Here is a 26225-nt window from a genome sequence, read left to right as displayed (position 1 = left end):
CCACAGTTTTGATCGGCATTAGTTTCGAGAATTGCGGTAATCGATCACGTACGGCACTTTTTTGTCGAAGGTCTTTTCCAGCTCATCCCGGTCGAGCCTGGTCATGCCTCCCAACTGATGAGAGGTAAAACCGCTATCCCCGACCTGCGACCCCGGCGCCAGGCTGACCATGCGCTTGGCTACAGCCTCAATCGCGTCTTTGTAGCCGCCTTTCTTGTTCAGGTTGAACGCGGCCAGGTCAATCTGCGTACGCAACCAGTTGCCCCAGTAAAACTCCAGGAACTCCGGCGCGATCTCCCCAGCCTCGGGCTTGCCATAGGCCGCCTTGCGGGTGAAATACACCAGGCTGCGGAAGGTGTCGTCCTGCAGGTTTTTGAAGCCCAGGTGCGCGGGCAACTGCTCGGGCGGCAGCGTCTGCCCCCTGTTGTCCTTGAGCCAGACTTTGCGCGCTGCCTCCATCCGCCGCCAGAAGCTCGCTAAAGTCGGGCTGTTGCTAAAGTCGTCGGTAACCTTGACCCACATCTTCAACCGAGGGCCACCGCCGGGCACTTCCCATAAAGTGGTGAAACTGTGGTGACCGTCGGTCAGGTACAGCTGGCCAGCGGGACCGACCACCACGGTTTTCATGTCCTCGGGATGGGTGCCCACCGGGTCCTTGCAGGTGAAACTGGAGGCTTTGTGCAGGTCTGCGTCCTTGGGCACCTTGTCTGCTTCGCCCTGGCCGTTGGTTTCGCAGTAATCATCGAAGACCTTGGCGGGTTTGTCGGCAAACAGCCCGAGGCTGTAGTAGATCTGGTCGAAGCCCACCACGGCCTGGGTCGGGTGCAAGTGTTCGAGTGCAACCTCGATCGCTTGGCCGGGTTTTGGCGTGGAGAACGCTTGGGCCTGGGCAACCACCCCACACAGCAACAACGCAACAGTCCATGATTGCAGACGCATGATATTGAGCTCCTTATCGACAAAGTGAAGCGGTCATTTACAACGCAAGCGGCTAGAATCAACCTTATCCGTGAACCACCCAATAGCCAGGAGCCATGATGAGCTCGACCAATCCGCCCTCCCACACCGCCAAGCTGGATCGTATCCTCGCCGATGCCCAGCGCGACCGGGAAATGGGCTATCGCGACAAAGCCTTGAAAATGTACCCCCACGTGTGCGGCCGCTGCGCCCGTGAGTTCGCCGGCAAACGCCTGAGTGAGCTGACCGTACACCACCGCAACCACAATCATGATGACAATCCCCAGGACGGTTCCAACTGGGAGTTGCTGTGCCTGTACTGCCACGACAACGAACACTCGCGCTACACCGACCAGCAGTACTTCGGCGAAGGCTCCACCAGCAGCCCGACAATTGCCAAGGCGACGCATAACCCGTTTGCGGCGTTGGCTGGCCTTATGAAGAAAGACGGCTGAAAGCATCAAGCTGCAAGAAAAAGCCGCTCCGCTTTTAACTTGCAGCTTGTAGCTTGCCGCTATAATGCTGCCTTTTTAAGGCACCCTTCCCCGTGGGCAATAAACGCTACAGCTGCATCGGTCTGTATAACCCCAAATCCCCCGAAAACGTCGGCTCGGTCATGCGTGCCGCCGGCTGCTACGGCGTGGCCTCGGTGTTCTACACCGGCGTGCGCTACGCGCGCGCCCGGGATTTCATCACCGACACCAAGAAAGTCCACCACGACATTCCGCTGATCGGCATCGATGACCTGAAAAAGATCCTGCCGCTGGGCTGCATCCCTGTCGCCGTGGAGCTGGTGGAAGGTGCTCGCGCGCTGCCTGAATACACCCACCCCGACCGCGCGCTGTACATCTTCGGGCCGGAAGACGGCTCCCTCGACAAAGAGATCCGCGACTGGTGCGAAGACGTGGTCTACATCCCGACCACCGGCTGCATGAACCTCGCCGCCACCGTCAACGTGGTGCTCTACGATCGACTGGCCAAGGGCAACAACACCCGTTCGGGCCCCAAGTACTGATTTTTCCGGAACATCCGGCAGGTGCCAGCAGTCAGCTACATATCACTAGCCCACGTTGGAGACAGATCATGAGCGACAGCAAAACCTTGCGTCCTATCATCGAACACGCCCCGTTTGAAACGCAGCCGCAGCAAAACGTGCACGGTTGGGAGCGCATCGGCTCGGTGGCCGGTGGCGTGATGATGGTGGGCAAAGGCCTGCGCCGTGGCGGGATTTTCGGCTTGATCCAAGTGGCGATCGGCGGCGTGGCGCTGGCGCGTGGGTTCACCGGGCACAGTTCGCTCAAGGACAAACTTGCACAGGGCCGCCAGGAAATGAACACGGTGCGTGCGAAGATCGAGCGGGCCGGGCAAGAGTTGCAGAACTTGAAGGCCAAGGCGGAAGTGGCGGCTGAAAAAGCAACCAAGTAGTCCAGCCGAACTCGGTTGAATGTGGAAGCGGGCTTGCCCGCGATAGCAGTGTGTCAGGTTGCTGGTTCAGTAGCTGATAGACCGCTATAGCAGGCAGGCCAGTTCCCACAATGATTTGCGTCAACGCAATAATTTGCTGTCCAGCACCACTGAGGGCTCGCCAGTAATGCTCTCAGCCAGCTTTACGAACTCCGCAGTGGTGATGCTGTTCGCGCGCATCACCGCCTGAGCCAGGTCATCCAGCGACCGTTTGTTATGAGTCTTCACCCGAATCTCGCGATCCAACTCCTGTAACACCACCACCGCCCGTGCCACCGTCGCGCCGCTGACATGCTCGCCGCGCAGGCTGGTCACGTCCTTGCCTTCCTTCGCCAGGCGTGCCTGGATGGCCTCATACCGCTCATCGGTAATACCTCCGGCTCGGCGCAGCAGTTCGATCGCGTAATACTCGCCCAAACCCTCGCTGACCCAGTCACTGACGTCGTGATCGTTGAAGCGCCCAATCGCCTGCACCACTTCACGGATCAACGGGCTGATGCCGTTCTCACCGACCAGCGACGTGCGGCTGTTGAGGTAAATCGAGTCGCGCGCCGCGAGCGCGCCACGGCGCATCGGGTCACTGGCGCCCACCACCAGCAGCTTGGCCGGACGACGTGGGAATGCTGCTTCTACTTGGGGCCAGACAAAAGTCAGCAACGTCAGCACATCCATGCGCCGCATGGCCTGGCCCTTGGGCGAGGCCACGCTGACTTCAGTCTCGCCCAGGCGCACGCGACGGCTGCCGAGGGTGCCGGCGAGCATCCAGCCGGTGGGCCGGTCGAACAGGCGGGAGACGTTATCAATGCGGAATTTGTTCTTGCCGATACGCGGCCATGCGGTTTCGACGCTTTTCCAGCCAGCCGGCAGTTCGAACACCAGCCGGGAGACCAACTCGACACCGTCTTGCTGGTCGAGCCGCGCCGTCGGCACCAGGTCCTCACCGCGAAACAGCGCCCAGCTCGGCGTCATGCGCGCTTCATAGGTGCCGGGCTTGCGCGCGTGGGTGAGGCGCACGCGGTAGGTCAGGCTGGCCTTGTTGGCGCTGGGTTGCCACAGGCCACGGTGCTCAGTGATGCTCCATCGGCCATCGGCCTTGAAGTCGCTGTAGTCACCGTCGTGGCCGAGGTCGAAGTCCAGGCTGCGCACTGCCGAGCCCTGTGACAGGCTTACGCGCACCTCGGCCTGATCGCTCTGGGGCAGGAGTTTGACGTGATAATCCAAGTCAACTTTCTTCGCGCTCCACGCTGGCATGCTCAGCGCCAGCACTACCAGGCTCACCCCCAACCGCCCCCCTTTCATACACACTCCTTTTCAGCCGGCACGAAAAATCAGGTAATCCTCCCAGTCGTCCTCGGGCACGCTGCCTTCGCTGAGCATGCGCCCGGACTGGGAAATGCGTTCTTGGTGCACAGCATCGCGGTCGCCGCAGACCAAGTGGTGCCACAGTGGCAGGTCCTTGCGTTCGCTGACCAGGCGATAGCCGCAGGTCGGCGGCAGCCATTTGAACTGATCCGCCTGGCCCGGGGTGAGCTGGATGCAGTCCGGCACCGATGCACGGCGGTTCGGGTAGTCGGTGCACTGGCAGGTTTTCAGGTCGAGCAGTTTGCAGGCGATACGCGTGTAATAGACGCTGTTGTCGTCTTCATCCTCGAGCTTTTGCAGGCAGCACAGGCCACAGCCGTCGCACAACGACTCCCACTCCTCCTGATCGAGGTGTTCAAGGGTTTTGCGTATCCAGAAAGGTTCGACTTTGGCGGCCATGGCTCTACATCAGTATCGGTAGGTGAAAAGGCCGCCAGTCTAGTGCCCGCGGCCCCTGGGGCCAAGCGCTTACGACTGGCGGTCTAACACCACTTGTCAGTCTAGTGAGCGCGCAGTAGCCTTGAACGCCGAATTGACGATCAGGAACTGCTCCATGACACGTGTTGCCGACTATCCGATCGATCCCCAGTTCACCGACCGCTGGTCACCCCGCGCCTTCACCGGCGAAACCATCTCCCAGGAAACCCTGCTGAGTTTCTTTGAAGCCGCGCGCTGGGCGCCGTCCGCCTACAACTCGCAGCCATGGCGTTTTCTTTACGCGCGCCGCGACACGCCGGACTGGGAACGTTTCCTGGGTTTGCTGAATGAATTCAACCGTGGCTGGGCGCAACACGCGTCGGCCCTGGTGATCATCGCGTCGAAAACCGACTTCACCGCCCCCGGCGCCACCGAAGAAACCCCGGCGCTGTGGCACACCTTCGACACCGGTTCGGCCTGGGGCCACCTGGCGTTGCAAGCCAGTATCAGCGGCTGGCACACCCACGGCATGGCCGGCTTCGATCAGGAGCTGACCCGCAAAGAGCTGAAGATTCCAGACGGTTATGCGCTGCATGCGGCCGTGGCGGTTGGCAAGCTGGGCGATAAATCGACCTTGCCGGATTACCTGCAAGGGCGTGAAACGCCGAGTCCGCGCCGGCCGTTGAGCGAGCTGGTGTCGGAGGGTGATTTCAGCCTCTGAGCCCGGCACCCTGTTGTGCGGCGAGCCTTGAAGGTCTCGCCGCACAACCTCAGACGGCAGGTTCCTGTTTGGGCACTAACCCCGGCGTCACGTCGTAGAGCGGGCCATAGTCGAGCAACAACTCATCGCCGGCCTTGATGTCCTTGAGCGCCACATAAAACGACAGGTTCTTGCCCACGGCGATGGAAATCACGTTGTTGCTCTGCCAAGCGGGCCCATTCCTCAATTGTGACGTGTTCACCAGGCTCAGAGTATTACCGCTGTTCAAGGCACTCACCGAGCGCGTGCCCGAGCGTGTGCCGAACAGGTACGTCAGCACTGCACGCGAGCCTTGCTTGCGCTGCTCCTGAAACAGGGAGGCGTCGGTTGCATGATATTTGCCGGCGTAAGGGCCGAGCACTTCGAATTGCGCGATGTCTCGCCGCGCCCATACCGACGCACCACGGGCTGGCCCGCCGTCATCCAGCGGCGTCACCACTTCAAGCATCTGGTCGAAACGCGGCCCATGGCTGCCTTCGCTTCGCAGCCAGTCCTTGATCGAGTCTTTGATCCGGTTGGCCACCACCTTTTTCTGCGCCGGCTCCAACCCGTCAAGCAACCCATACCAATGCGCAATGCGAATATCATCGATCGGCCCTTCAATCGCCTGGGTCAGGCTGAGCCTTGGGTTGGCCGGGTCCTGTAAAATCGGCAGCGTATTATCCACCGAATGAGTCGCCAACGTGCGCAACGGGACAACCTCCGGCTCGGTCTTGATAATCGGCGCAGCGGCCGGAGGATCGCCGTCGGCGGGTTTGGACAAATCCAGTGGGGCATCCTGCGCCGGGGGCATGTTATCCGGTGCAGGCCGTTTGCGCGTCGCGCCTGGGGCAGGAAACCTGGCAGCCGGCTGGGTAGCCAGGTTTTCCTGCGCCCTGCTCAGACGTCGCGCCCCCGAGGTGTTGAAGGAGCCATCGCTATACACATGAGTTCTCCAGTCCACTGGATTGAGCGTGTGTTGTCGCCGGAACGCCTCTTGGGTCACCCGATTGTTCGGTTGCCGGGAGACCCGGTGCCACTTCAGCAAATGATCGTCAGTCAGCTGGTTGTACTTGCCGCCGCCGGCCCTGAACAACAGCGCTTCGCCGCGTGGCAGCAGGCCGCCGGTGTGTTTGACGCAGGATTTGAAGTCGCCCACATCAAGATGATGGAGGCTGGCGAATCCTTCCATGGTTGCCGCATCCCGCGCTTGTTGGGTCATGCCCTGCCAATCACGCAGATGGTGGGGAGTCAGCGTGCGCGAGGGCGCACCTGCCGCGCGGTCGCGCACGATCACGCCTGCAGCACTCAACGTCCCGTCGGGCTGCACGTAATACGTCAGGGTCGGCAGGTTCAAGCGGTGCTGCCTCGCAAACCCCTTCAGCGTGAGCCGCTGCTGCTCCTGGGTGGAGAGCGCCTCCCATGCGCGCAGGTGCGTGGCGTCAATGTGGGCGCCGCCCAGCGCGGCGAGGTGCTGCCACTGGTCATCCTGAACATGCTGGACCAGTAGCTCGGTTTGCCGGTTATTGTGATAAATCCGCGCCTGCACCACGCCCTCTTCAGTGCGAGTCACCTGGCGAACTTCATAGACGGCGGTGTCGCCGCTGCTGTCGGTATGGCGCATATGGGAACGGTGACCATCGGCGGCGACATACACCCCTTGGCTATTGCGCGTCAGCCCATCCAGGTTCGACTCCGCCACCTTGAATTGCCGATACTGCGCATTATCCAATTCGCTGGTGTGCTCGATATGCGCCGTGCTGACTGCGCCGTCCACGGCCCGGGTATGCGCGGTGAAATCTTCGAGAGGGCTGCCGTAAGGTTGCATTACGTCGGCATCGAACGCGTACCAGCGGCCGTCCTTGAGTACCGCCGCGCCATCCACCCGACGTTCGGCCACGTTGAGCGTGCCAATGGCCGCAGCGTCATAGTCTTTGCTCATGGCCTTGAGCACGTCATAGCTGCCCGTGGCACCCCGCAGCCGATTGATCGCGGCGCTGCCTTTTGCAACCGCGAAGCTGACGCTACCCACTGCTAGATCACCAAACCCGCCCAGTGGATTGAACGCACCGATGGCAGCGGTGCCGATTACCTTGGTCGCACGCAGCGCTTTGCTTGCAGTGGAAATGGCCGTCGCGCCGATCTTGGCGACTTTGCCGGCGGTGGCCATGCCCGCCGTGAGAAAACCAAATACATCCAACGCAAGGTCCATCGCGCCGTCGCCGTAGTTGCCATTCTGGAAATTGACAATGGCCGCTCGCAGCGGCACCAGGTTCAGCAAAAACGTTTCAAACGCCTTGGCCCTGTCATGCTGGCGGTCTCCGGTGGTCTTGCCCCTGGCCTCTTCCTTGATGGCAGGGTCGTCCAGCGCCAGATGTTCGACGAATGCAGCAGCGATCGCTTCACTTCGCGCACTGTTGAAACTGTCCGGCGGCGCCGTTCCCGAGGTCCGCTCGCGACTTAGCTCGCCTACGGCTTCGGCGGGTGTGAATACCTTGGTCTCCTGTACCCGATTGGCGTCCCTTGAGCGTTGCTCGCGGGCTTTGTAGAGCTGTGCAGGTTGTACCGTGCCGTTGTGAAAATCGATCTCATACGCCGAGGCCACGCCGTTTCGCTCAGTCTTTACCAGCAACCGCGGTTGCTTCGGGCCTGGCGTTTTTGAGGTGAAATCCAGCCCAAGCGTGTGGGAAGTCTGCTGAAACAGGGTGATTTTGCCGAACTCGAAATTACGTCGATGCTCCAAAGGCAATTGTGCAATGAGGTGTTTGACCGTAATGCCGATGGCGGATTTTTTGCCGCTGATGAATGTGTCGAACTGCTGATCGAACGCCTCGGTCACACCAAACCTGGGATTGGCATTCAAGGCTGCCAGCGGCAGGCGACTATCCGCCGAGACGAATGGCGCCGGGCTGGGCAAATCCATCATTGCGATATCGAGCAACGAATGGTCCCCCACCAGCGATGTGCGATGCCCCGGCCCAGCGTAGTTGTGCGTGGCTAACAGCTTCTCTTCAAACAACGCGCCAAGGTCGCCAAACCGCTCGACGAGTTTGGCCAGCGCGATGTCTCGGCGCATCGGCATCGCTTGATTCAATGCCTGTGAAGCCGACAAGCGCTGACCAAGCCGGACATTGAACGTCGCCCTGACACTGTCCAGTTGTTCGCTCGAGTATTGATCATCGCCGCGTCTGTCGATCACACCATTGGCCACGCCCCAATCTGCCAGCGCCGTTTTGCGGGCACGTTCGGTCATCACGGGATCGACCATGGCCGCATGTTCTGCCCGGATCATGACCTGGGCGAATGTCATGTTCGCAGCCGTTCCCGGCGACTGTGCCTCAATCGTCGCCGCCGCCACCGACAGGCTGACCCACGCCGGGCTGCCGTACGTGAGGTTGCCGGGCAGGTCCTTGACCAGAAACTCGGGGGCCTTGTTTGCCAACAGCAAATAAGCGCCAGCGTTGGCCATCAGCGGGCTGCTTTTGCGCTGGGTGATCAGATGCTGGCGCAAGCCCTCGACCACCACCGCGGCAGGCTCGCCCCAATGTTGCTCTTGCATCAAGTCAAAGCCGGCCACTTTATTGCGGTGCGGCGCGGAGATTGATTCAGGGTCCAGGTGCAGATTGATTGCCGCGAGCAGGTAGTCATTCGCGCTGTTCTCGGTGGCGATGCCACCCAGTCGGTGTTGCAGCGTCTGCCCCAAGCGCTGCGCTGCGGCGGAGCCGATCAGCGTGTTCAGCGCCTTGACCGGGTCAACCAACTCATCAGGGGAAAGCGTTTTGGGGTAACTGAGAAAGTCCAGAACCCCTTTGGTCTGCATCACCAGCGGCTGCTCACCCTGTGCATGATCATGCCGCTGGGTGATGTCGCGCATCCTGCGCTGTTGATCCGGGCTCAAAGGATTCGGCCATGAGAGCGCGCCGCTCAAGTTGCCAAGCGGGTGCTGCAAGGCCCGGTCGCTCACTGCGTCGGCCAGGGATGTCAGCGAAAACAGGTTATACGGCAAGCCCAGTCCCTTGCCCTGAATAAATGCCGCGAGATTGACCGTACTACCCAGTGCTGCGGCGTCGGATGATTCAGGCCGCACGGCCATAGGCGTGGTTTGAAGTGTGGTCTTGATCATGTCGGCAGTGGGGTTTTCGGCCAGGCGTGCGGCGATCTCATAGAGCTTGAGGCCCAGCGTTGCAAGGTTTCCCTTGTCGCCCAATGACGCATGTAACGTCGAGGCACGATGGGTTTTGCCGACGACGTCCACAGACGGCTGCGTCGTCTGTTGGACCGCCGGGCTGGACGAGATGACCTGCTGCTGACGAGAAGGGAAATCAATGATGTTCATAGTGATTACCTGTCGCCAGCACGCACGAGTTCGTTGAAGTCCCTCTGCAACTGAGCCTTTTTGCGTGCGTAATCACTAAGGGTCATGTCATGCAGAAACTTGTCGCTCGCCAACACTTCCGGGCTCAGTGACTGAATGTCCACCGGATAGACTTTTTTATCTTTCAACGAGTACAGAAAGTTATTCAAATGCAGATCGTTATGGTAGATCCCTTTGTCTTCCATGCCTTTCAACGCGTCATCCAGCCAGATGCGGACCACTGGGGGCAAGCTGCGCTTGGGCACATCATCCAGTGCGATGCCATCCAGTCTTTTCATTTTGATGTAGGAGCGCCCGTCCTCCACCATGGCCTCTGCAAAACCGGCACCATAGTAGGTATTCAGGCGGTGCGCCTCGGAAGTGGCGTAATCGGGGATCTTCGTGGCGGCTTTCGTGTGAAGGTCTTTGTAAACACTTTTGCCATCCAGGCTTGCGTAAAGAGTGCTCTCGCCGCCGCCGCCAATCACTGGTCCCAGGTCTGCTTTCACGGAAGACCCGTTACCGCCCCGCGCCGTCAAACGCTGCCATTGATCGCCCTGTACGTGCTGGACCAGTAGCTCGGTTTGCCGGTTATTATGATAAATCCGCGCCTGCACCACGCCCTCTTCAGTGCGAGTCACCTGGCGAACTTCATAGACGGCGGTGTCGCCGCTGCTGTCGGTATGGCGGATATGGGAACGGTGACCGTCGGCGCCCACATAGACCCCTTGGGCGTTGCGCGAAACCCCGGCTATTTTCGATTCGACGACGCCGTAATTGGCAAACCGCGCATTGCTCAATTCATTACCCGGCGCTACATCTATCACGCCGTCGACGGCCCGTGTGGCGGGAGAAAACCCTTCGAGCGGGCTGCCATAGGCCTGCAGCGTGCGCGCATCCAGGCCATACCATTTGCCGTCTTTGAGCACCGCGCCGCCTTCGATGCTCTGACCTGCGGCCTTGAACGTCCCAGTGGCTGCCACGCCGTGCTGTTGGCTGGCGGCCTTGAGCACGTCATAACTGCCCGTTGCACCGCGAAGCATGTTCACGCTTTCGCGTCCCTTGGCGAACGCCAACCGCGTGACAGTACCCAGCGCGTACCCGCCCGCCATCGCCAAATCGCCCAGGCCGTTGAACGGGTTGAACATTTCGATCGCCGCGGCGCCCACAAATCGCGCAACCTTCGACAACCCGCCGAGTGTGCTGATACCTTTCGAAAGTGCCTTGCCGGCCTGCGCAGCCTTGCCCGCCCCCAAGGTGACAAGACCCATTACATCCAGGCTCAGATCAAACAGGCCGTCGGCGACTCTGCCGTTCATAAAGTTGACGATGGCCGATCGCAGTGGGATGAGGTTGAGGAAAAACTCGCCGATGGCCTGGTCGGTGGCTCTGCCCTGATCAAATGACGTCACGCCGCGTGCCTGTTGCAACAGGTCGTCATTGCCCAACCCCAGCGCCTTGACGAATACCTTGCCGATGGCTTTGCTGCGGCCGGAACCATAGGACTGCAGGTGGACGGAGGGCAGCGGCTTTTCGGTGTACTGCCCGGGTGGTGGATCAAACAGGCTGGTCTTGCTGACGATATTTGCGTCTCGGGACTCCAGGTTTTTTGCCGTATAGGGCGGTGTATAGCGGGCTATCAGATAGTTCTGTTTTTTGATGCTGCCATTTCTGGTATCCAGCTCATAAATATTGACCGCTCCATCCAGGGTGGTTTTCACCTGCAGCGTATGCCCGCGAGTGTGCAGGGCCTGCGGCGAAAAAAGATCCCCGGCTATTTTGTATTGATCGGTGCGAAAAAATTCGAGCGCACCATATTCGAAGTTGTTTCTATCCTCCACGGGCAGGGTGGAAATCAGATACTGGACCAGGCCTGCGTGACCCCGTTCGTGTGACGCGATGGCCTTGTCATACTGCGCACCGAAAGCATCGTTGACGTCCAGCCGGCCGGTTTCATACAGCTGGCAGAACACCTCGCCCGGCACCCGCTTATCCCGCGCCAACCAATGCTCCTGGACATTGAGTTTGCCGCCTTCCATTACGATATCGAGCATCGAATACAGCCCGGGAAACGCGCCCGGCCTTCCTGGTTTAAGCCAGGCCTTTTGTAAGGCGGGCAGTTCGAATACCTGCGGATCCAGCGTTGGAAAGTGCGCCTTGAGCGTGGCAAGCGCCATGGCCCGTCGGCTGGGTATCGGCGTTTGCACCGCGGCACACGCGTCCGTCAGCGTGCTGAGTTGACGGTTATAACGTGTGCGTACACGCTCCATCTCGGTTTCGCTGGGCATCGCTGAAGCGACGTTCAGCAATGCGTTGGCCGCCCCCCAGTTCACGAGGGCCAGTTGCTCGGCCGCTTGCACGCCAACCCCGCGCCCAGTGAGGGTATCGGCATGCGCCACGACTTCGGCGTAGCTCATCGTGTGCGCACGTCCGGGCGAGTCGGCTTCCACCTTGGCCGTGGCTATCACCAGTTGCGTCCACAGCAGGCTGCCGTAGGTCACGCTGGCTGGAACGTCTTTGACCAATAACTCCGGGGCGGTTCTGGCCAGCAGCAGGCAGGCTGCCAGGTTCGCGGTTTGCACCGTGGCTCTGCCCTGCTCGATCAGATGACGACTGAGCCCGTCAATCACCTCTGACGCAGGTTTGCCCCAATATTGGCGCGCCGCAAGATCAAACCCGGCGACGCTGTTTGGGCGCGCAACGCGCAGCTCCGGGTCCAGGCCCAGGTGGATGGCGGCCAGCAGATAGTCGTTGCAACTGGTGGCCGTCGCAATGCCGTTCACCCGGGTTTGCAGGGCCTGCCCTAACGCTTGAGCCTTAGAGGATCCGAGCAGTTTTTGCAGGGTGATGTCGGGTGTATTCAGGTCAGCATTGGCGACCGAACTGCCACTCAGCAAATAACCCAATGCACCCTTGCGTGCATCCACCAGCGGCAGCCCCGGTAGAGTGGCGTCGGGGTCCTGCAACAGTGTGATGATCGCATCTTGGTCGGACTTGGACAGAGGCACTGGCCAGGCCAGCGCCCCGCCGAAATTACCCAGCGGTGGGGCCGTCGCCTGGCGCGGGGCCTGTGCTGTCGGCTGCGTTGCCAGGGCCGCCGAAGGTTCGGGCACGCTCGTTGCGCCGGGGTCGACGATGGATGCTGGTGGTTGTGTCGAGATGGATGCGTGGGGGAAACTGGAGCGTGAGGAATTGCTGGCGATCATGTGCACACCTGTCCATAGCTGAAGGAACGTCCTGCCGGGCACGCGATTAGCGGCCTCGGCGTTCACTGGGTGTGCAAACCCATTGAGGAGGTTCCAGCGCAACTGTCAGGGTTCATGTCAGGGGCAAGATGTAAGGGCAGATGTGGCTCGAGTAGCAGGGTCGACTCAGTACCCGCGCTCGAAACTCACTTCACCGCGCAACGCAGTCTTTGCTTGATACGCGCGCAGGTTTTCCAGGAACAGCGCCACCATCATCGGCGGCGAAGTCGGCGCCGAGCTGTGCCCAGTCAACAACAACCCCCAGGCGGTCCAGAACGGATGACGCTGGGGCAGCGGCTCCTGACGGCAGACATCGATCACTGCGCCCGCCAAATGCCCTTCCTTCAAGGCCTCGACCAAGTCAGCATCGACCACCGCCACACCGCGCCCGACGTTGATAAACACCCCCGTCGGCTTGAATTGCTTGAACAGCGCTGCGTCGAACACATCATGCGTATTCGGCGTGTTGGGCAGCAGGTTGATCACGTAGTCCACCTCCCCCACCAGCCGGCCCAGTTGGTCGAGCCCAGCCACTTCGAGAAACGGTGCCTGCTCACGCGCTTCGCTTGCGATGCCATACAGCTTCACGCCAAACGGCACGAGGAACCCGGCAACGCTCTGGCCGATGTCGCCGGTGCCGACGATCAACGCCTTACGCCCCGCCAGGCTCTGGCCCAAGCGGTTGTCCCACTTGCGCTCGACCTGGCTGACCAGGCGCGCCAACACTTCGCGCTCGTGGCCGAGCATATAGGTGAGGACAAATTCAGCCATGACCTGGCCAAAGATGCCGACCGCGCGGGTCAGGCGGTAGTCGCGCGGCAAGCCTTCGGCCAGCAGCGGCGTAATGCCAGCCCAGGTCGATTGCAGCCATTGCGGGTGATGGCCCTGGCGCAACAACGTCGCCAGCAGGTCGGGCTGGCCGAGCCATACCGGGCAATCGGCGGCCAGGCGCGACAGTTGGGCGGAGTCGCCGCTGGTCAGCACCTCAAGGTCCGGGGCCAGGTCACCCAGCAATCGAGCGTAGAGCGGGTGATCCTGTTCAGCAATCAGAACACGCATGGTTCAAACCTTTCAAAAACAATACGGACGGCCGCCCGCATCCTTACGGCCACCGCCCACTTATACGATTCCATTGAAGACTGTGCCCTGAACAGGGCACTCACCGATCACATCGGGTCGTTACGGCGCAGCAGCTCTTCGGGCAAGTGTTCGATGTACTCGTCCTCGGCCGGCGGCATTTGCAGGTGGTAACCCTGCTTGTCGAGGTTTTCCAGGACCACGGCGATGTCCTCACGGGACAGTTTGCGCTCCGGCGTCAGCACCATGTCAAACGCGTGATGCGCCTTGCCGAAGGCGTCCATCAAGGGTTCAGGCACGCGCTCCAAAGCATCACTTTTCAGCACGTAGAGGTACATCCCGTCTTTTTTCTTGCTGCGATAGATGGAGCAAATACGTTTCAAGGCTGTTCTCCGACAGTGGCCAGGCTGTCGAGCAGCGCCTGGCCCATCAACTCGCGGCGCCAGCCACGCAGCGAGTCTGGCAATTTATAAGGCCCATCGGGGTAGCCACTTTTGACCAGGGCTTCGAGGGTTTTCTTGCGCAGCATCAGTTCCGGAGCCATGTTCAGGCGCTCGGCGAACGTTTGGCCCAAGGCGCGCAGTTGCTTGATCAATGCAGCGGCATCCACCGGCAAAGGCTCGGCAACGGCAGGTGGCCATTGGTCCATCGGCACGCTGCCGGCACGTTTGATCAGGTCGAGCAGAAACGGGCCGTCCTGACGCACGGTGCGCGGGTGCATGTCTTCGATCTTGCCCAGGGCGGCGAGGTTATCCGGCTGGGATTTGGCCAGGGGCCACAACGCGTGTTCGCGGATGATGCGGTTGCGCGGCAGGTCACGGGCGCGGGCTTGCTGCTCGCGCCAGGCACACAGCTCACGCAGCACGGCGAGTTGGGCACGTGAGAGTTTCCACGCCAGCTTGGCGTCGCGGTACACCTCGTAAGGGTCGACTTCGCGGCGCAGGTTGGCGACCAATTCGGCACCATCGTCCAACACCCAGGCGTATTTATCGTCGGACAACTGCGGACGCAGGCGGATGTACACCTCGGCCAAGTGCAGCGCGTCTTCGGCGGCGTAGCTGATCTGCGTCTCGGACAACGGCCGCTGCAGCCAGTCCGAACGGGTCTCGCCCTTGGGCAGTTCGATATTCAGCACGGCTTGCACCAGGCGCGAATACCCCATGGAGAAGCCAAGATTCAGATAAGCGGCAGCCAATTGGGTATCGAACAACGGCACAGGCAGGCTGCCGGTCAGGCGCAGCAACACTTCCAGGTCTTCGCTGCAAGCGTGCACCACCTTGATCACCGCCGGGTTTTCCAGCAGGGCGGCCAACGGTTGCCAGTTGTCGATGGTCAGGGGGTCGATCAGGTAAGCGCGCACGCCATCACCGATCTGGATCAGCCCGGCAATAGGATAAAAGGTGTCGACCCGCATGAATTCGGTGTCGAGGGCGACGAATGGCAACTGCTGCCATTCGGCGCAATGCTGGCCGAGGCTATCGTTGTCGCAGATCCAGTGAATATCGATGGCCACACGGCTCTCCCTTGAAGAATGGCGCGCAGTATATATCGCGAAAGGGACTTGCGAGCATCCGCAATGCAGAGGCGACCATGAAAACTCAGGCAAGACTTGAAGAATAGTCCGACAGGCGGGACTTATCCTCTCTTACGCAGTACGTAAACCCGCCACACGCTTGAGCCTGGCATGAATTCCTGATGATTCAGGACCTTGAAGCCGGCCTGCCGAAACTCGTCCTCTACGGCGGTACGAGAATTGACAGAAACGATCACCGTGTCGCGGCTGACCCGGTGAAATTCGCGCAGTAACGCCAAGCGCCCTTCACTGCTGGGGACATGGCGAAACAACTCCAGGCAGAAAATGCAGTCCACTGCATTCGCCGACAAGCCGATTGAAAATGCCGAGCCCTGAAACGTCTTGACTCGTTTGAGCAAGGACGCCGGGTGGTGACTGCGTGCGTGGTCGAGCATGTCCTGGGAATTGTCCGCTGCCAGGATCACCCGGTTGACGTGTTCGGCCAACACCGGCCAGAAACGCCCGGAACCGCAGGCCAGATCGAGCACCAGCCCAGGTTCACCGGCGACCTTCAACGCCTGGCGCACCAGCCACTCGTCGCGCCATGACGCCAGGCGCCGCCGCAGTCCCGGCGGGCGCGTATCGCCGCAAACCCGAGCGTGCTCACGGTCACAGCGCTCGGCGTATTCGATCTCGATGGAGGATGGTGGTGGTGACGGCATCGCGAGCTCATGTAAGTAGAACAGTAGTGAACGACCTTGATTGGCAGCTTAAACACCACAACGTGAAAAAAAGGTCGAAGCCGCCACCGCCCTTTCACCGGCTCACGCCTGATGCAAATACCAGCGCCAATCCTGCTCCCCTACCTCGCCCATGAACTGGCGATACTCAGCGCGTTTTACCGCCAGGTACACGCCGAGGAATTCACTGCCAAATGCCTCCCGCGCCCAGCTTGAACCTTCCAGCGCGCGCAGAGTGGTAAGCCAGTCGGTCGGCAGCAGCTCCTTGGCCTGGGCGTAACCGTTGCCCTCCACCGGAGGGCCGGGGTCGCGCTGTTCACGGATGCCACGGTGAATGCCGGCCAGGATTGCGGCAGCCGCCAGGTAAGGGTTGGCGTCGGCGCCGCAGATGCGGTGTTCGATATGCCGGGAGTTGGCCGGCCCACCAGGCACGCGCAGGCTGACGGTGCGGTTGTCCACGCCCCAAGTGGCGGCCAGCGGCGCGTAGCTGTTGGTTTGGAAGCGACGGTAAGAGTTGGCATTGGGGCAGAACAGCAACAGCGAATCGATCAAGGTGCTGAGCATGCCACCCACCGCGTGGCGCAGCAGCGGCGTGCCGTCAGTGGCTTCGCTGGCGAACAGGTTATTGCCCGCGGCGTCCGCCAGGCTCACGTGCATGTGCATGCCAGTGCCAGCCAAGTCATCGAACGGCTTGGCCATGAAGCAGGCGGTCATCCCGTGTTTGTGCGCCACGCCCTTGACCAAGCGTTTATAGCGCACCGCTTCATCCATGGCTTGCAGGGCGTCGGTACGGTGTTCCAGGGTGATTTCCACTTGACCGGGGGCGTATTCGGAAATCGCCGTGCGCGCCGGGATGCCTTGCAGTTTACAGGCGCTGTAGAGGTCGGCGAGGAACGGCTCGATCTGTTCCAGCTCGCGCAGGCCGTAGACCTGGGTCGAACGCGGGCGCCCGCCATCCACATCCCGCGCCGGTTGTGGCCGGCCATTGCTGTCGGTTTTTTGGTCAAGCAGGTAAAACTCCAACTCCGCCGCAATCACGGGGTAATAACCATCGGCCTTGAGCCCGTCGATCACTTTGGCCAGCAAATGCCGGGGATCAGCCACGGTGGCGGGCAGACCTTCGGTGGGGTGCATGCTGACCTGCACCGCCGCCGTCGGGATCAGACGCCACGGCATGCGATGCAAACTGCCGCTGATCGGGTAGGCGCGGCAGTCGATATCGCCCACCTCCCACACCAGCCCGGAGTTTTCCACGTCGTCGCCATTGATGGTCAGGCCCAGGATAGTGCTGGGCAAGGGCCGGCCGCTCTCGTACACCGCCAGCAGTTCATCGCGGTGCAGCAATTTGCCGCGTGGCACACCATTGTTGTCGAGGATAAACAGCTCGAACATTTCGATGTCCGGGTTGTGTTCGAGGTAAGACTGGGCTTCGTTCAGGCAGGCAAACACACTCATGGGCATTCTCATACGTTTGTGTAAAGCAGACGCGCAGGTGCACGCCATCCAAGGGACGGATCAACGTAGGAATGAGGTATCTGGTGGGCGTGCGTGACGGCAGTGGAACAAGGCCCAGAACGCGAGATCGGACGGCAGTGTCGCGGGGTGGGTGTCGAGAGAGCCGTCCATGCAGGGATCACAGTGCTGAAGATAGCGGCCAGCCTCACACGCCTGCACAGGTGGGTAAATTCAGGGTTGATGGAGTTTGGTTGCGACTTGGCTAAACATTCGCAGCGCCTTGCCACACTGCCCAACGCTGGAAATAATGACCGCCCAAGACCATGCCCCAAGGACTCGACCGCATGAAAGCTCTTTTTGCCCTGTGTGTATTAGGTATGGCCACCAGCGCCCTGGCCGACGTCGCCCCTTCGCGTCTAGACCAGGTGCTCCAACGCGGCACGCTCAGCGTCTGCACCACCGGCGACTACAAGCCCTACACCTCCCTGCGCGCCGATGGCAGCTACGAAGGCATCGACATCGCCATGGCCGAGTCCCTGGCCAAGAGCCTCAACGCCAACATCCAATGGGTGCCCACCACCTGGAAAACCCTGATGCCGGACTTCCTCGCCCAACGCTGCGATATTGCCGTGGGCGGCATTTCGGTGTCGCTGGAGCGCCAGAAAAAAGCTTTCTTCAGCCAGGCCCTCGGCGTCGACGGCAAGATCCCGCTGGTGCGCTGCGCCGATGTGCAGCGTTATCAGACCGTCGAGCAGATCAACCAACCGCAGGTCCGCGTGATCGAGCCCGCCGGCGGCACCAACGAAATATTCGCGCGCGCCCACTTGGGCCAGGCGCAAATCCGCTTGCATGACAACGTGACCATCTTCGACGAACTGCTGGCGGGCAAGGCCGACGTGATGATCACCGACGCCAGCGAAGCGCGTTACCAGCAAAAGCTCAAGCCAGGGCTGTGCGCGGTCAACCCTGAGCGGCAGATGCAGTACAGCGAAAAAGCCTTCATGCTGCCCCGCGACGATGTGGCATGGAAAAGCTATGTCGACCAATGGTTGCACCTGAGCGTGGCCACCGGGGTGTATGACGGCATCGTCAGTCAATGGCTGGCGGCGCCCTGAGCTACGCTCTTGTCACATCAATAAAAACGAGGGATAGGTTATGACGCGATTGCTTCGAATCACCTGGCTGCTGTTGTTGTGTTTCAGCCAGGCGCATGCCGCGACGGCTCAGGATGAGGATGCGCAGGCGGCCAAGGCGCTGCTGGAGAAAGCCTTGGCCTACTACCAGAGCAACGGCGACAAGGCCTTTGCTGCGTTCAGTCGCCAGGGGGAGTTTATTGATCAGGATCGCTATGTGTTCGTGGTCGATACCCAGGGCGTGCTGCTGGCCAGTGGCGGGCCCTCCTCCGCCTTGATCGGACGCGATGTGTCCGACGTACTGGGACCGGATCTGCGCCAGTCATTTAAAGACGCGCTGAAGGTGCCGGAAGGCCAGGGCATCCAGCAGGCCGATTACCGCTGGCAGAACTGGAACGATGGCAAGGTCGAGCACAAGCACGTGTTCTACCAGCGCGTGGGCGAACGCATCCTGGCCGTGGGTTATTACTTGCCGCGGGCCACACCGGAACAGGCACGCGCCCTGCGCAACAAGGCGGTGAACGCATTGCTCAAGGATGAGTCGGGCACGCTCAAGGCGATCAACTCCTTGCAAGGCGGCTTCTTGCAGGATGACCTCTACGTGTTTGTCGTCGACCTCAATACCCGACGCTACGTGGCCCACGGCACCACCCTGCGGCTGATCAACACCGACTTCAGCAAGATCAAGGACCCCGACGGCAAGCCGGTGGGCGAGCCGATCCTCAAGCTGATGGCCGAGCAGGACCAGGGTGAATACACATACCGCTGGAAAAACCCGGTGACCGGCAAGGTCGAGAACAAGCATGCGTATGTGCGCAAGGCGGGACATTTCATGGTGGCGGTGGGTTACTACAGCCCCTGATTGGACTTGAAATGCAATCTCCTGTGGGAGCTGGCTTGCCTGCGATAGCGGTGTATCAGTAACAGCTGTGCAAGCTGAACCACCGCTATCGCAGGCAAGCCAGCTCCCACATTTTGAACTGCATCATGCCGGTTATTTTGCCTTGTCTTCGCGACCGCGCAGCACGCGGTTGGGCATCGCAATCGCCGCCGCCAAGCCCAACAACGACACCGCCGCACTCACCATCAGCAAATGCCGGAACGTCACCGCCAATTCCCCGCGCAAGGCGTCCTGCGCCGGGCCGGGAGCCGCGTTGAGGCCATCAAGCAACACATTACCGGAGCTACCTTCAACGGCCAGCGCGCCGCTGGCCAGGTGGGCGAAGCTGGAATCCTGCAACAGCGCCAGCAACAGCGCCGACATGCACGCCACCCCCACTGCCCCACCGAGGGAACGGAACAGGTTGGTGGTGCTGGTAGCGACGCCGATATCGCGTTGTTCCACCGAGTTTTGCGTGCCCACCAGCGAGGTGGGAAATTGCATGCCGGCCGCGATCCCGCACAGCAGCATAAACACGGCTGTCAGCCCCACCGCCTGAGGCGCGCTCAAGGCCATGCCGAGAATCGCAAAGGGGCTCAACAGCGCGCCGCTGAGGATCATCGGTTTATAACGCCCGGTCACCGAGGTCATGCGCCCGGCAAAATAGGCGCCCATCGGCAAGCCCATTGCCAGCGGCAGCAGGTGCAGGGCGGCGCTGTCGGCACCTGAGCCGGTCACCGTCTGATAACGCAGCGGCATCAGCACCGTCAGGGAAATCGCCTGGAAGCTGGTGAAGAAAATCGTGCACCAGCACAACACCGCGCTGCGGTTGGCGAACAAATGCATCGGCAACAACGGCTCCCGCGCACGGCGTTCGTGCCAGACAAACAGGCTCAACGCCAGCAGCGCACACGCCAGCAGGCCCAGCACTTCATTGTCACGCCAATGATGGCCCTGGCCGATTTCGGTGATGCCCAGCAGCAACGCGGTCAGGCCGACGATCATCAGCACAGTGCCGAGGTAATCGATGATCGGCTTGCGCTGCGGCACCGGCAGCCCCACCAGGGTGCGATGGGCCACGTACCAGGCGCCGGCGCCCAATGGCAGGTTGATCAAAAATACCCAGCGCCACGACAAGTACTCGGTCATGTAGCCGCCGAGGACCGGCCCGGCCACGCTGGCCACCGCGTACATACTGCTGAAATAGCCTTGGTAGCGTCCGCGTTCACGGGGCGGGATGATGTCGCCAATGATCGCCTGGCTCACCGAAATCATGCCGCCGGCGCCGATGCCCTGGAGGATCCGCGCCAGCACCAGTTGCTCCATGCTTTGCGCCATGCCGCAGAACAGCGAGGCCAGGGTGAACAGGCCCATGCCGATCAGCATCATCGGCCGGCGCCCATACAGGTCGCCGAGCTTGCCGTAGATCGGCACGGCCACGGTCATCGCCACCATGTAGCCGGAAATCACCCAGGCCAGCAGGTTGACGTCGTGGAACTGCGCCGAAATGGCCGGCATGGACACTGCGACAATGGTCTGGTCCAGGGCACCCAGGAAGATCGCCATCATCAGTGAGGCGAGGATACTGCGCACAGCGGGAAGCGGCGGAGCGGGCTGATTGAGGTGCGTCACGGCAAGACCTTCGAGCAGGGCCCGCGGGAAAGTCGGCCCGCGGGAATGCTCGATACGATAGCAGGCTACTCGATAGCTTCGTAAGGAAGTCCGACGTAATTTTCTGCGATGGTTTTGCGCCCCGCCTCGGAGTGGATGAAGTACTCAAGCTCACTCTCAGCAATGCGCTGGCTGAAACCGTCCGCCTCGGGAAATTGATGCAACATCGAGGTCATCCACCAGGAAAACCGCTCGGCCTTCCACACCCGCCGCAGGCAGATGGCGGAATAGCGTTCCAGCAAGTCCACGCGCCCCTCGCCGTAGACCTTGAGCAGAATCCGATACAGTGTGCTCACGTCACTCGCCGCCAGGTTCAAGCCCTTGGCGCCGGTGGGCGGCACGATATGCGCCGCGTCACCCAGCAGGAACAGGCGGCCGTACTGCATCGGTTCCACCACGAAACTGCGCAGCGGCGCGATGCTTTTTTCGATCGACGGACCGGTCACCAGGTTCTCGGCGAGGTGGCTGGGCAGGCGGGTTTTCAGCTCGTCCCAGAAGCGTGCGTCAGGCCATTCATCAATAGGTTCTTCCAGCGGCACTTGCAGGTAATAGCGGCTGCGGGTCGACGAGCGCATGCTGCACAAGGCAAAGCCGCGCGCGTGCTTGGCGTACACCAGCTCAGCGTGCACGGGCGGCGTGTCGGCCAGGATACCCAGCCAGCCGAAGGGGTAGACCCGCTCGAAGACCTTGAGCGATTCGGCCGGGATCGATTGGCGCGCAACGCCGTGGTAACCGTCGCAACCGGCAATGTAGTCGCACTCCAGGCGAAACGCCTCACCCTGGTGCTCAAACGTCAGCCAGGGTCGATCACTTTTAAGGCCGTGGGGCTGCACGTTATGGGCTTCATAAAAAGTGGTGGCGCCAGCGGCGGCACGCGCGGCCATCAGGTCGCGGGTGACTTCGGTCTGGCCGTAGATCATCACCGACTGGCCGCCGGTCAAGCCCTTGAGGTCGATATGGGTGAGCTGGCCGTTCAGCGCCAGCTCGAATCCGTTATGCACCTGGCCTTCGCTGTCCATTCGCTGGCTGACGCCGGCCTGCCTCAACAGGTCGACCATGCCTTGCTCCAGCACCCCGGCACGAATGCGCCCTTGCACGTAATCGGCGCTCTGGCGCTCTAGGATAAGGGTCTCGATACCCGCATTGTGCAGCAGTTGACCGAGCAGCAGTCCAGAGGGACCGGCGCCGATGATGGCGACTTGGGTTTTCAGCGTTTTCATTATTTTTATGGCCCGCAAGTTCCACCCGAACGGACAGGGTGAAAGAGTTGTCATTGGTCTTGTTGCTGACATTTTTCACTTGAGCGAGCAGCATAAGAAGGTGAAAACTGAGCCAAAGCCTGCGCTTTTTGCCAATTGGGGCGATTACCGCACCACTGTCCTGCGTATCGGATTGAAACCATGACCAAAACCGCGATTCCGGTCTTCAAGCTTTACGGGGAAGACCAGCAATGGCCGACCCCCGATTTGTTGCACTGTGAAACCATTTCCCGGCGCAGTCGGGAATACCAGTGGGAAATCCAACCCCACCGGCACGCGGATCTGTGCCAACTGCTCTACGTGCACAAAGGCCAGGCACAGCTGGAAATCGAAGGCCAGCGCACCACCTTGAATGAAGCGACCCTGCAGGTATTGCCGCCGTTGTGCGTGCACGGGTTTCGCTTTCCCGAGGATGTTGAAGGCTATGTCGTGACGCTCGCAGCGCCGCTGGTCAGCCATCTGCAAGCACAGCTGGGCGCAACGGTAGACGGCTTGCAGGCATTGGGCAGTTACCCGGCAGGCAAAGACAGTGATTACCTGAACAGTCAGTTTGCCCGTCTGCAGGATGAATACGCCGACGACCAGCCAGCGCGAGACATGATGATGCATGCGCTGGTCAGCGTGCTGCTGGTGTGGATCAGCCGCCAGGCCATCCAGCATCGCCACCCTCGGGCGCCCAGGGGGCGTGAATACTTCCGGCGCTTTACCCAACTGGTCGAGCAGCATTACCGCGAACACCCGAAGATCGAGGACCTGGCCCACAAGCTGGGGATCTCGGTCTCACACCTGAACGGAACATGTCGGGAGTTGGGTGGGCAGCCTGCGCTGCAGATCATGCATGACCGCCAGTTGCTGGAAGCCAAGCGTCTGCTGACTTACACCAGCATGACCATTAATGAAATGTCGGAGGTGTTGGGCTTTTCCGACCCGACCAACTTCTCACGGCTGTTTCGCCGACGGGTCGGGTTTTCGCCCAAGGCGTTTCGCGAACAGCTGAAGGCCGAGGCGCCGCAAAGCTGAATGTAAGCGCGGGCTTTTGTGGGAGCGGGCGGTTTTAGCGCAAGGCACTGAAACTGCCGGTACGCGGAACACATTGGTCCTGATGGCAACTGATCGCAAAGGTCGGCTGCAGACGCGTTTGCTCCACACGGTAGGCGGCAGCCCCGTACAGCGCGCTGGCGAGTGCGCACAGGCTGAAAATCATCAGGTATTTTCTGGTTTTAATACTCATGGCACAGACCTCTGAGCGGATCTACAGGGTGCTATCCAAAGCATAGGTCAACGCGCGCGAGTTGCCATTATCAGGCGACATTCAACACGCTTATGTCGACCTAGAGACCCGCATCCCATGCGGGCTCTTCCGGGAACCGCACCACCAGGAAATCCAACAGGCTGCGCAGCGCCGATGGCATGTGCTTGCGCGAGGCGTATACCGCGTAAATGTTCATCCGGCGAGGCTCTGCATCGGGCAGCAGGCGTACCAGTTCACCGCGGCGGATGTAGTCGCCGGCCTGGTAACTGGGCAGCATCGACACCCCTGCCCCGGCCAGCGTCACGCGCAACAAGGTGCTGGCCTCGTTGGAAGTGATATTGCCGTTGATGGGCACCGAAACGTGCTCGCCACGCTCTTCGAAATGCCACAGGCTTTTACCGAAATAAGAGTGGGTGAGGCAGTTGTGCCCGGCCAGGTCTTCGACTTTCTGCGGGGCCGGATGCTCCAGCAGATAAGCCGGCGTGGCGCAGACCACTGAGCGACACACCGTCAGCCGCCGGGCGATAAGGTTGGGGTCCAGGTCATTGCTGGTGCGGATGGCCAGGTCGATACGCTCATCCACCAGGTTCACCGTGCGGTCGAGCATCTGCAGGTCAACCGTCACCAGCGGGTAGCGCTTGACGTACTCGGCGATGGCCTGCGCCAATTGCGCCTGGCCGAAAGACGTACTCACACTCAGGCGCAGCAGGCCGCGGGGCGCGTCGTCGGGCTCGCTGACAGCGGCCTGCATATCGCCGCTCAGTTCCAGCATTTGCCGACAGCGCGGCAGGGTTTCACTGCCGGCCGCCGTGAGGCTGAGCTTGCGCGTGGTGCGGTGCAGCAAACGTGCGCCGACCCAGTCTTCCAGCTCGGCCAGGTAGCGCGACACCACCGGCCGCGACAGGTCCAAATGGTCGGCGGCGGCGGACTGGCTACCCAGGTCCACCACCGTGACAAACACGCGCATTGCTTGAAGACGATCCATGATCTGCCCGATTTTAGAAACAAACTATGTCCCAGCATCGCATTTTTAGTCTGGTTTTGTGCAACTAAGCTCTGTGCATCCCTTACCCATGCTGGAGCTGTCCGATGTTCTCAACCTTCAAGCGCCTGACCCTGGCCACCGCTGCCTTGGCCTTCGCCGCCCATGCGGCTGCGGCCGACCTGACGCTGGACGTGTACAACCCAGGCGAAGCCGCGATCTTCCCGGTCAGCTCGGTGCTGGTCAGCGGTGCCAAGGACGCCATCCTGGTGGACGCGCAATTCGGCAAGGGCCAGGCCGAGCAGTTGGTGCAAAAGATCCGCGCCAGCGGCAAACACCTCACCACCATCTACATCAGCCATGGCGATCCGGACTACTACTTCGGCCTCGACACCCTCACCGCCGCGTTCCCCGACGCCAAGGTGCTTGCACCGCAACCGGTGGTCGACCACATCAAGGCGACCGTTGCCGGAAAGCTTGAGTTCTGGGGCCCGAAAATGGGCGCCGACAAGCCGGCCAAAACCATCGTCCCGCAGGTGCTTGAAGGCCACAGCTTGACCCTCGAAGGCCAACAACTGGATGTCATCGGTCTGGATGGCCCGCAGCCGGATCGCAGCTTTGTGTGGATCCCGTCGATCAAAGCCGTGGTCGGTGGTGTGGTCGTCGCTGAAAACATCCACCTGTGGATGGCCGACACCCAGAGCGCGCAATCCCACAAAGATTGGCTCGCCACCCTGCAACGCATCGAACAGCTCAAACCTCGCACCGTGGTTCCAGGCCATTACCTGGGCACACCGTCGCTGAAATCGGTGGCCTTTACCGCCGACTACATCAAGGCCTTTGACGTCGAGACCGCCAAAGCCAAGGATTCCGCTGCCCTGATCGCGGCCATGAAAAAACGTTTCCCGACCCTCGCCGACGAAAGCTCGCTGGCGCTGAGCGCCAAAGTCGCCAAGGGCGAAATGAAGTGGTGAAGCGTTTCAAACCTTAACCGTCCTGGAGAACGTCATGAGCAAGATTGCAATCATTGGGGCCACTGGCCGTGCCGGTAGCCAACTGCTGGAAGAAGCGCTGCGCCGTGGGCATAGCGTTGTAGCCATCGCACGTAATACCGACAAGCTGGCCATTCGCCCTGGCGTCACCATCAAACAGGTTGACGCACTGGACGCAGATGCCCTGCCACACGCTGTCAGCGGCAGCGATGTGGTGATCAGCGCCGCACACTTCGCCACCCTGCCCGCCAGCGCCGTGATCGGGCCGGTGAAAAAAGCCGGGGTGAAACGCCTGCTGGTGGTGGGCGGTGCCGGTTCGCTGTTGCTGCCGGGTGGCGGTCGGGTGATCGACAGCGAAGGCTTCCCGGCAGAGTACAAAGCCGAGGCCAGCGCGGGGGCTGCGTTTCTCGATGCGCTGCGTCAGGAGAAGGAACTGGATTGGACCTTCCTGTCGCCCTCGGCGGAGTTTGTTGAGACCGAACGCACCGGTAAATTCCGTGTAGGCAAGGACGATTTGTTGGTGAGCCGTGAAGGGCGTAGTTGGATCAGTTTTGCTGATTACGCGATTGCCCTTATCGACGAAGTGGAATCACCAAAGCACTCCCGCCAGCGTTTCACCGTGGGCTACTGACCCAACGCGGTTAAAAACTGTGGGCGCTGGCTTGCCTGCTCCCACATGTTGATCAACGGAGAATCAGTCAGCTGCAATTTTTCAATAGACACTGCGACTTTC

At 60.9% G+C, this 26225-nt stretch carries 24 protein-coding genes; 10 read left to right on the top strand and 14 right to left on the bottom strand.

Annotated elements, in window-relative coordinates:
* Positions 1-18: 18 nt before the first annotated feature.
* The gene (locus tag AACY44_RS00410; protein WP_339529597.1) at positions 19-939 is read right to left on the bottom strand and encodes a ParB/Srx family N-terminal domain-containing protein; all 921 of its coding nucleotides are present in this window, start codon (positions 937-939) and stop codon (positions 19-21) included.
* A 98-nt stretch (positions 940-1037) separates the two neighbouring features.
* Between AACY44_RS00410 and AACY44_RS00405 the strand changes: the two genes are divergently transcribed.
* From AACY44_RS00405 to AACY44_RS00395, 3 genes are all read left to right on the top strand, one after another.
* On the top strand, positions 1038-1412 hold the full coding sequence (locus AACY44_RS00405; RefSeq protein WP_057723014.1) for a YajD family HNH nuclease: 375 nt from the start codon (positions 1038-1040) through the stop codon (positions 1410-1412).
* Positions 1413-1504: 92 nt separating this feature from the next.
* The gene (locus AACY44_RS00400) at positions 1505-1972 is read left to right on the top strand and encodes an RNA methyltransferase (RefSeq protein ID WP_339414897.1); all 468 of its coding nucleotides are present in this window, start codon (positions 1505-1507) and stop codon (positions 1970-1972) included.
* 68 nt (positions 1973-2040) lie between these two features.
* The gene (locus tag AACY44_RS00395) at positions 2041-2382 is read left to right on the top strand and encodes a YgaP family membrane protein (RefSeq protein WP_339414898.1); all 342 of its coding nucleotides are present in this window, start codon (positions 2041-2043) and stop codon (positions 2380-2382) included.
* A 120-nt stretch (positions 2383-2502) separates the two neighbouring features.
* Here AACY44_RS00395 and AACY44_RS00390 read toward each other — a convergent pair whose 3' ends face one another.
* Positions 2503-3720, bottom strand: a complete 1218-nt coding sequence (locus tag AACY44_RS00390) for a hypothetical protein (RefSeq protein WP_339456444.1) — start codon at positions 3718-3720, stop codon at positions 2503-2505.
* A 12-nt stretch (positions 3721-3732) separates the two neighbouring features.
* Positions 3733-4182 carry a YcgN family cysteine cluster protein gene (locus AACY44_RS00385; protein ID WP_049709459.1) on the bottom strand — a complete coding sequence of 150 codons (450 nt, stop codon included), beginning with the start codon at positions 4180-4182 and terminating at the stop codon, positions 3733-3735.
* Positions 4183-4336: 154 nt separating this feature from the next.
* Between AACY44_RS00385 and AACY44_RS00380 the strand changes: the two genes are divergently transcribed.
* Positions 4337-4921, top strand: a complete 585-nt coding sequence (locus tag AACY44_RS00380) for a nitroreductase family protein (RefSeq protein WP_339414900.1) — start codon at positions 4337-4339, stop codon at positions 4919-4921.
* A 49-nt stretch (positions 4922-4970) separates the two neighbouring features.
* Here AACY44_RS00380 and AACY44_RS00375 read toward each other — a convergent pair whose 3' ends face one another.
* From AACY44_RS00375 to AACY44_RS00345, 7 genes are all read right to left on the bottom strand, one after another.
* The gene (locus tag AACY44_RS00375) at positions 4971-9275 is read right to left on the bottom strand and encodes an SET domain-containing protein-lysine N-methyltransferase (RefSeq protein ID WP_339529595.1); all 4305 of its coding nucleotides are present in this window, start codon (positions 9273-9275) and stop codon (positions 4971-4973) included.
* A 5-nt stretch (positions 9276-9280) separates the two neighbouring features.
* Entirely contained in the window at positions 9281-12499 is a 3219-nt protein-coding gene (locus tag AACY44_RS00370; RefSeq protein ID WP_339529593.1) for an OspG family effector kinase, read from the bottom strand.
* Positions 12500-12664: 165 nt separating this feature from the next.
* Positions 12665-13597 (bottom strand): D-2-hydroxyacid dehydrogenase, encoded by a 933-nt coding sequence (locus tag AACY44_RS00365; protein WP_339414903.1) that lies wholly within the window; start codon positions 13595-13597, stop codon positions 12665-12667.
* Positions 13598-13704: 107 nt separating this feature from the next.
* The gene (locus tag AACY44_RS00360; protein ID WP_069022347.1) at positions 13705-13998 is read right to left on the bottom strand and encodes a YcgL domain-containing protein; all 294 of its coding nucleotides are present in this window, start codon (positions 13996-13998) and stop codon (positions 13705-13707) included.
* The gene (rnd, locus tag AACY44_RS00355; protein ID WP_339414904.1) at positions 13995-15128 is read right to left on the bottom strand and encodes a ribonuclease D; all 1134 of its coding nucleotides are present in this window, start codon (positions 15126-15128) and stop codon (positions 13995-13997) included. Before rnd ends, AACY44_RS00360 begins: the two co-directional genes overlap by 4 nt.
* Positions 15129-15250: 122 nt before the next feature.
* Positions 15251-15850, bottom strand: coding sequence for a class I SAM-dependent methyltransferase (locus tag AACY44_RS00350; RefSeq protein ID WP_339529591.1), 600 nt, complete (start codon positions 15848-15850; stop codon positions 15251-15253).
* A 102-nt stretch (positions 15851-15952) separates the two neighbouring features.
* Positions 15953-17323 carry a glutamine synthetase family protein gene (locus AACY44_RS00345; RefSeq protein ID WP_339529589.1) on the bottom strand — a complete coding sequence of 457 codons (1371 nt, stop codon included), beginning with the start codon at positions 17321-17323 and terminating at the stop codon, positions 15953-15955.
* A 344-nt stretch (positions 17324-17667) separates the two neighbouring features.
* Here AACY44_RS00345 and AACY44_RS00340 point away from each other — a divergent pair, with 344 nt between their 5' ends.
* Positions 17668-18438, top strand: a complete 771-nt coding sequence (locus tag AACY44_RS00340) for a transporter substrate-binding domain-containing protein (RefSeq protein ID WP_339414907.1) — start codon at positions 17668-17670, stop codon at positions 18436-18438.
* Between the two features lie 40 nt (positions 18439-18478).
* The gene (locus AACY44_RS00335; RefSeq protein WP_339414908.1) at positions 18479-19318 is read left to right on the top strand and encodes a cache domain-containing protein; all 840 of its coding nucleotides are present in this window, start codon (positions 18479-18481) and stop codon (positions 19316-19318) included.
* A gap of 132 nt (positions 19319-19450) precedes the next feature.
* Here the strand turns inward: AACY44_RS00335 and AACY44_RS00330 are convergent, their stop codons facing one another.
* Both AACY44_RS00330 and pobA read right to left on the bottom strand, forming a co-directional pair.
* The gene (locus AACY44_RS00330; RefSeq protein WP_339437273.1) at positions 19451-20968 is read right to left on the bottom strand and encodes an MDR family MFS transporter; all 1518 of its coding nucleotides are present in this window, start codon (positions 20966-20968) and stop codon (positions 19451-19453) included.
* Positions 20969-21033: 65 nt separating this feature from the next.
* Entirely contained in the window at positions 21034-22218 is a 1185-nt protein-coding gene (gene pobA / locus AACY44_RS00325) for a 4-hydroxybenzoate 3-monooxygenase (protein ID WP_339438740.1), read from the bottom strand.
* Here pobA and AACY44_RS00320 point away from each other — a divergent pair.
* Both AACY44_RS00320 and AACY44_RS00315 read left to right on the top strand, forming a co-directional pair.
* On the top strand, positions 22196-22411 hold the full coding sequence (locus AACY44_RS00320) for a hypothetical protein (RefSeq protein ID WP_339414910.1): 216 nt from the start codon (positions 22196-22198) through the stop codon (positions 22409-22411). The two genes, pobA and AACY44_RS00320, sit on opposite strands and share 23 nt — an antisense overlap.
* A complete protein-coding gene (locus AACY44_RS00315; protein ID WP_339414911.1) occupies positions 22408-23286 on the top strand; it encodes a helix-turn-helix domain-containing protein in 879 nt (292 codons plus the stop codon). Before AACY44_RS00320 ends, AACY44_RS00315 begins: the two co-directional genes overlap by 4 nt.
* 34 nt (positions 23287-23320) lie before the next feature.
* Here the strand turns inward: AACY44_RS00315 and AACY44_RS00310 are convergent, their stop codons facing one another.
* Both AACY44_RS00310 and AACY44_RS00305 read right to left on the bottom strand, forming a co-directional pair.
* Positions 23321-23497, bottom strand: coding sequence for a hypothetical protein (locus AACY44_RS00310; protein ID WP_339414912.1), 177 nt, complete (start codon positions 23495-23497; stop codon positions 23321-23323).
* 100 nt (positions 23498-23597) lie between these two features.
* The gene (locus tag AACY44_RS00305; protein ID WP_339437272.1) at positions 23598-24503 is read right to left on the bottom strand and encodes a LysR family transcriptional regulator; all 906 of its coding nucleotides are present in this window, start codon (positions 24501-24503) and stop codon (positions 23598-23600) included.
* A gap of 104 nt (positions 24504-24607) precedes the next feature.
* Here AACY44_RS00305 and AACY44_RS00300 point away from each other — a divergent pair, with 104 nt between their 5' ends.
* Both AACY44_RS00300 and AACY44_RS00295 read left to right on the top strand, forming a co-directional pair.
* A complete protein-coding gene (locus AACY44_RS00300; protein ID WP_339529586.1) occupies positions 24608-25474 on the top strand; it encodes an MBL fold metallo-hydrolase in 867 nt (288 codons plus the stop codon).
* Between the two features lie 34 nt (positions 25475-25508).
* Positions 25509-26123, top strand: a complete 615-nt coding sequence (locus AACY44_RS00295) for an NAD(P)-dependent oxidoreductase (protein WP_339529584.1) — start codon at positions 25509-25511, stop codon at positions 26121-26123.
* Positions 26124-26225 lie beyond the last annotated feature (102 nt).

It is taken from the genome of Pseudomonas sp. RA_15y_Pfl1_P11, from assembly GCF_963970975.1.
Lineage (GTDB): Bacteria > Pseudomonadota > Gammaproteobacteria > Pseudomonadales > Pseudomonadaceae > Aquipseudomonas > Aquipseudomonas tritici.
Note: the sequence above shows the minus strand (reverse complement) of the source record. Positions and strands in the feature narration are given on the sequence as shown.

What these genes read in the sequence shown, in the direction of transcription:
- AACY44_RS00295 (WP_339529584.1), top strand. Translation starts at nt 25,509, where the DNA reads ATGAGCAAGATTGCAATCATTGGGGCCACTGGCCGTGCCGGTAGCCAA.
- AACY44_RS00345 (WP_339529589.1), bottom strand. Translation starts at nt 17,323, where the DNA reads ATGAGTGTGTTTGCCTGCCTGAACGAAGCCCAGTCTTACCTCGAACAC.
- AACY44_RS00350 (WP_339529591.1), bottom strand. Translation starts at nt 15,850, where the DNA reads ATGCCGTCACCACCACCATCCTCCATCGAGATCGAATACGCCGAGCGC.
- AACY44_RS00305 (WP_339437272.1), bottom strand. Translation starts at nt 24,503, where the DNA reads ATGGATCGTCTTCAAGCAATGCGCGTGTTTGTCACGGTGGTGGACCTG.
- AACY44_RS00365 (WP_339414903.1), bottom strand. Translation starts at nt 13,597, where the DNA reads ATGCGTGTTCTGATTGCTGAACAGGATCACCCGCTCTACGCTCGATTG.
- AACY44_RS00335 (WP_339414908.1), top strand. Translation starts at nt 18,479, where the DNA reads ATGACGCGATTGCTTCGAATCACCTGGCTGCTGTTGTTGTGTTTCAGC.
- AACY44_RS00370 (WP_339529593.1), bottom strand. Translation starts at nt 12,499, where the DNA reads ATGATCGCCAGCAATTCCTCACGCTCCAGTTTCCCCCACGCATCCATC.
- AACY44_RS00340 (WP_339414907.1), top strand. Translation starts at nt 17,668, where the DNA reads ATGAAAGCTCTTTTTGCCCTGTGTGTATTAGGTATGGCCACCAGCGCC.
- AACY44_RS00395 (WP_339414898.1), top strand. Translation starts at nt 2,041, where the DNA reads ATGAGCGACAGCAAAACCTTGCGTCCTATCATCGAACACGCCCCGTTT.
- AACY44_RS00405 (WP_057723014.1), top strand. Translation starts at nt 1,038, where the DNA reads ATGAGCTCGACCAATCCGCCCTCCCACACCGCCAAGCTGGATCGTATC.
- AACY44_RS00375 (WP_339529595.1), bottom strand. Translation starts at nt 9,275, where the DNA reads ATGAACATCATTGATTTCCCTTCTCGTCAGCAGCAGGTCATCTCGTCC.
- AACY44_RS00385 (WP_049709459.1), bottom strand. Translation starts at nt 4,182, where the DNA reads ATGGCCGCCAAAGTCGAACCTTTCTGGATACGCAAAACCCTTGAACAC.
- AACY44_RS00310 (WP_339414912.1), bottom strand. Translation starts at nt 23,497, where the DNA reads ATGAGTATTAAAACCAGAAAATACCTGATGATTTTCAGCCTGTGCGCA.
- AACY44_RS00390 (WP_339456444.1), bottom strand. Translation starts at nt 3,720, where the DNA reads ATGAAAGGGGGGCGGTTGGGGGTGAGCCTGGTAGTGCTGGCGCTGAGC.
- AACY44_RS00315 (WP_339414911.1), top strand. Translation starts at nt 22,408, where the DNA reads ATGACCAAAACCGCGATTCCGGTCTTCAAGCTTTACGGGGAAGACCAG.
- AACY44_RS00410 (WP_339529597.1), bottom strand. Translation starts at nt 939, where the DNA reads ATGCGTCTGCAATCATGGACTGTTGCGTTGTTGCTGTGTGGGGTGGTT.
- AACY44_RS00300 (WP_339529586.1), top strand. Translation starts at nt 24,608, where the DNA reads ATGTTCTCAACCTTCAAGCGCCTGACCCTGGCCACCGCTGCCTTGGCC.
- AACY44_RS00380 (WP_339414900.1), top strand. Translation starts at nt 4,337, where the DNA reads ATGACACGTGTTGCCGACTATCCGATCGATCCCCAGTTCACCGACCGC.
- AACY44_RS00320 (WP_339414910.1), top strand. Translation starts at nt 22,196, where the DNA reads ATGATGGCGACTTGGGTTTTCAGCGTTTTCATTATTTTTATGGCCCGC.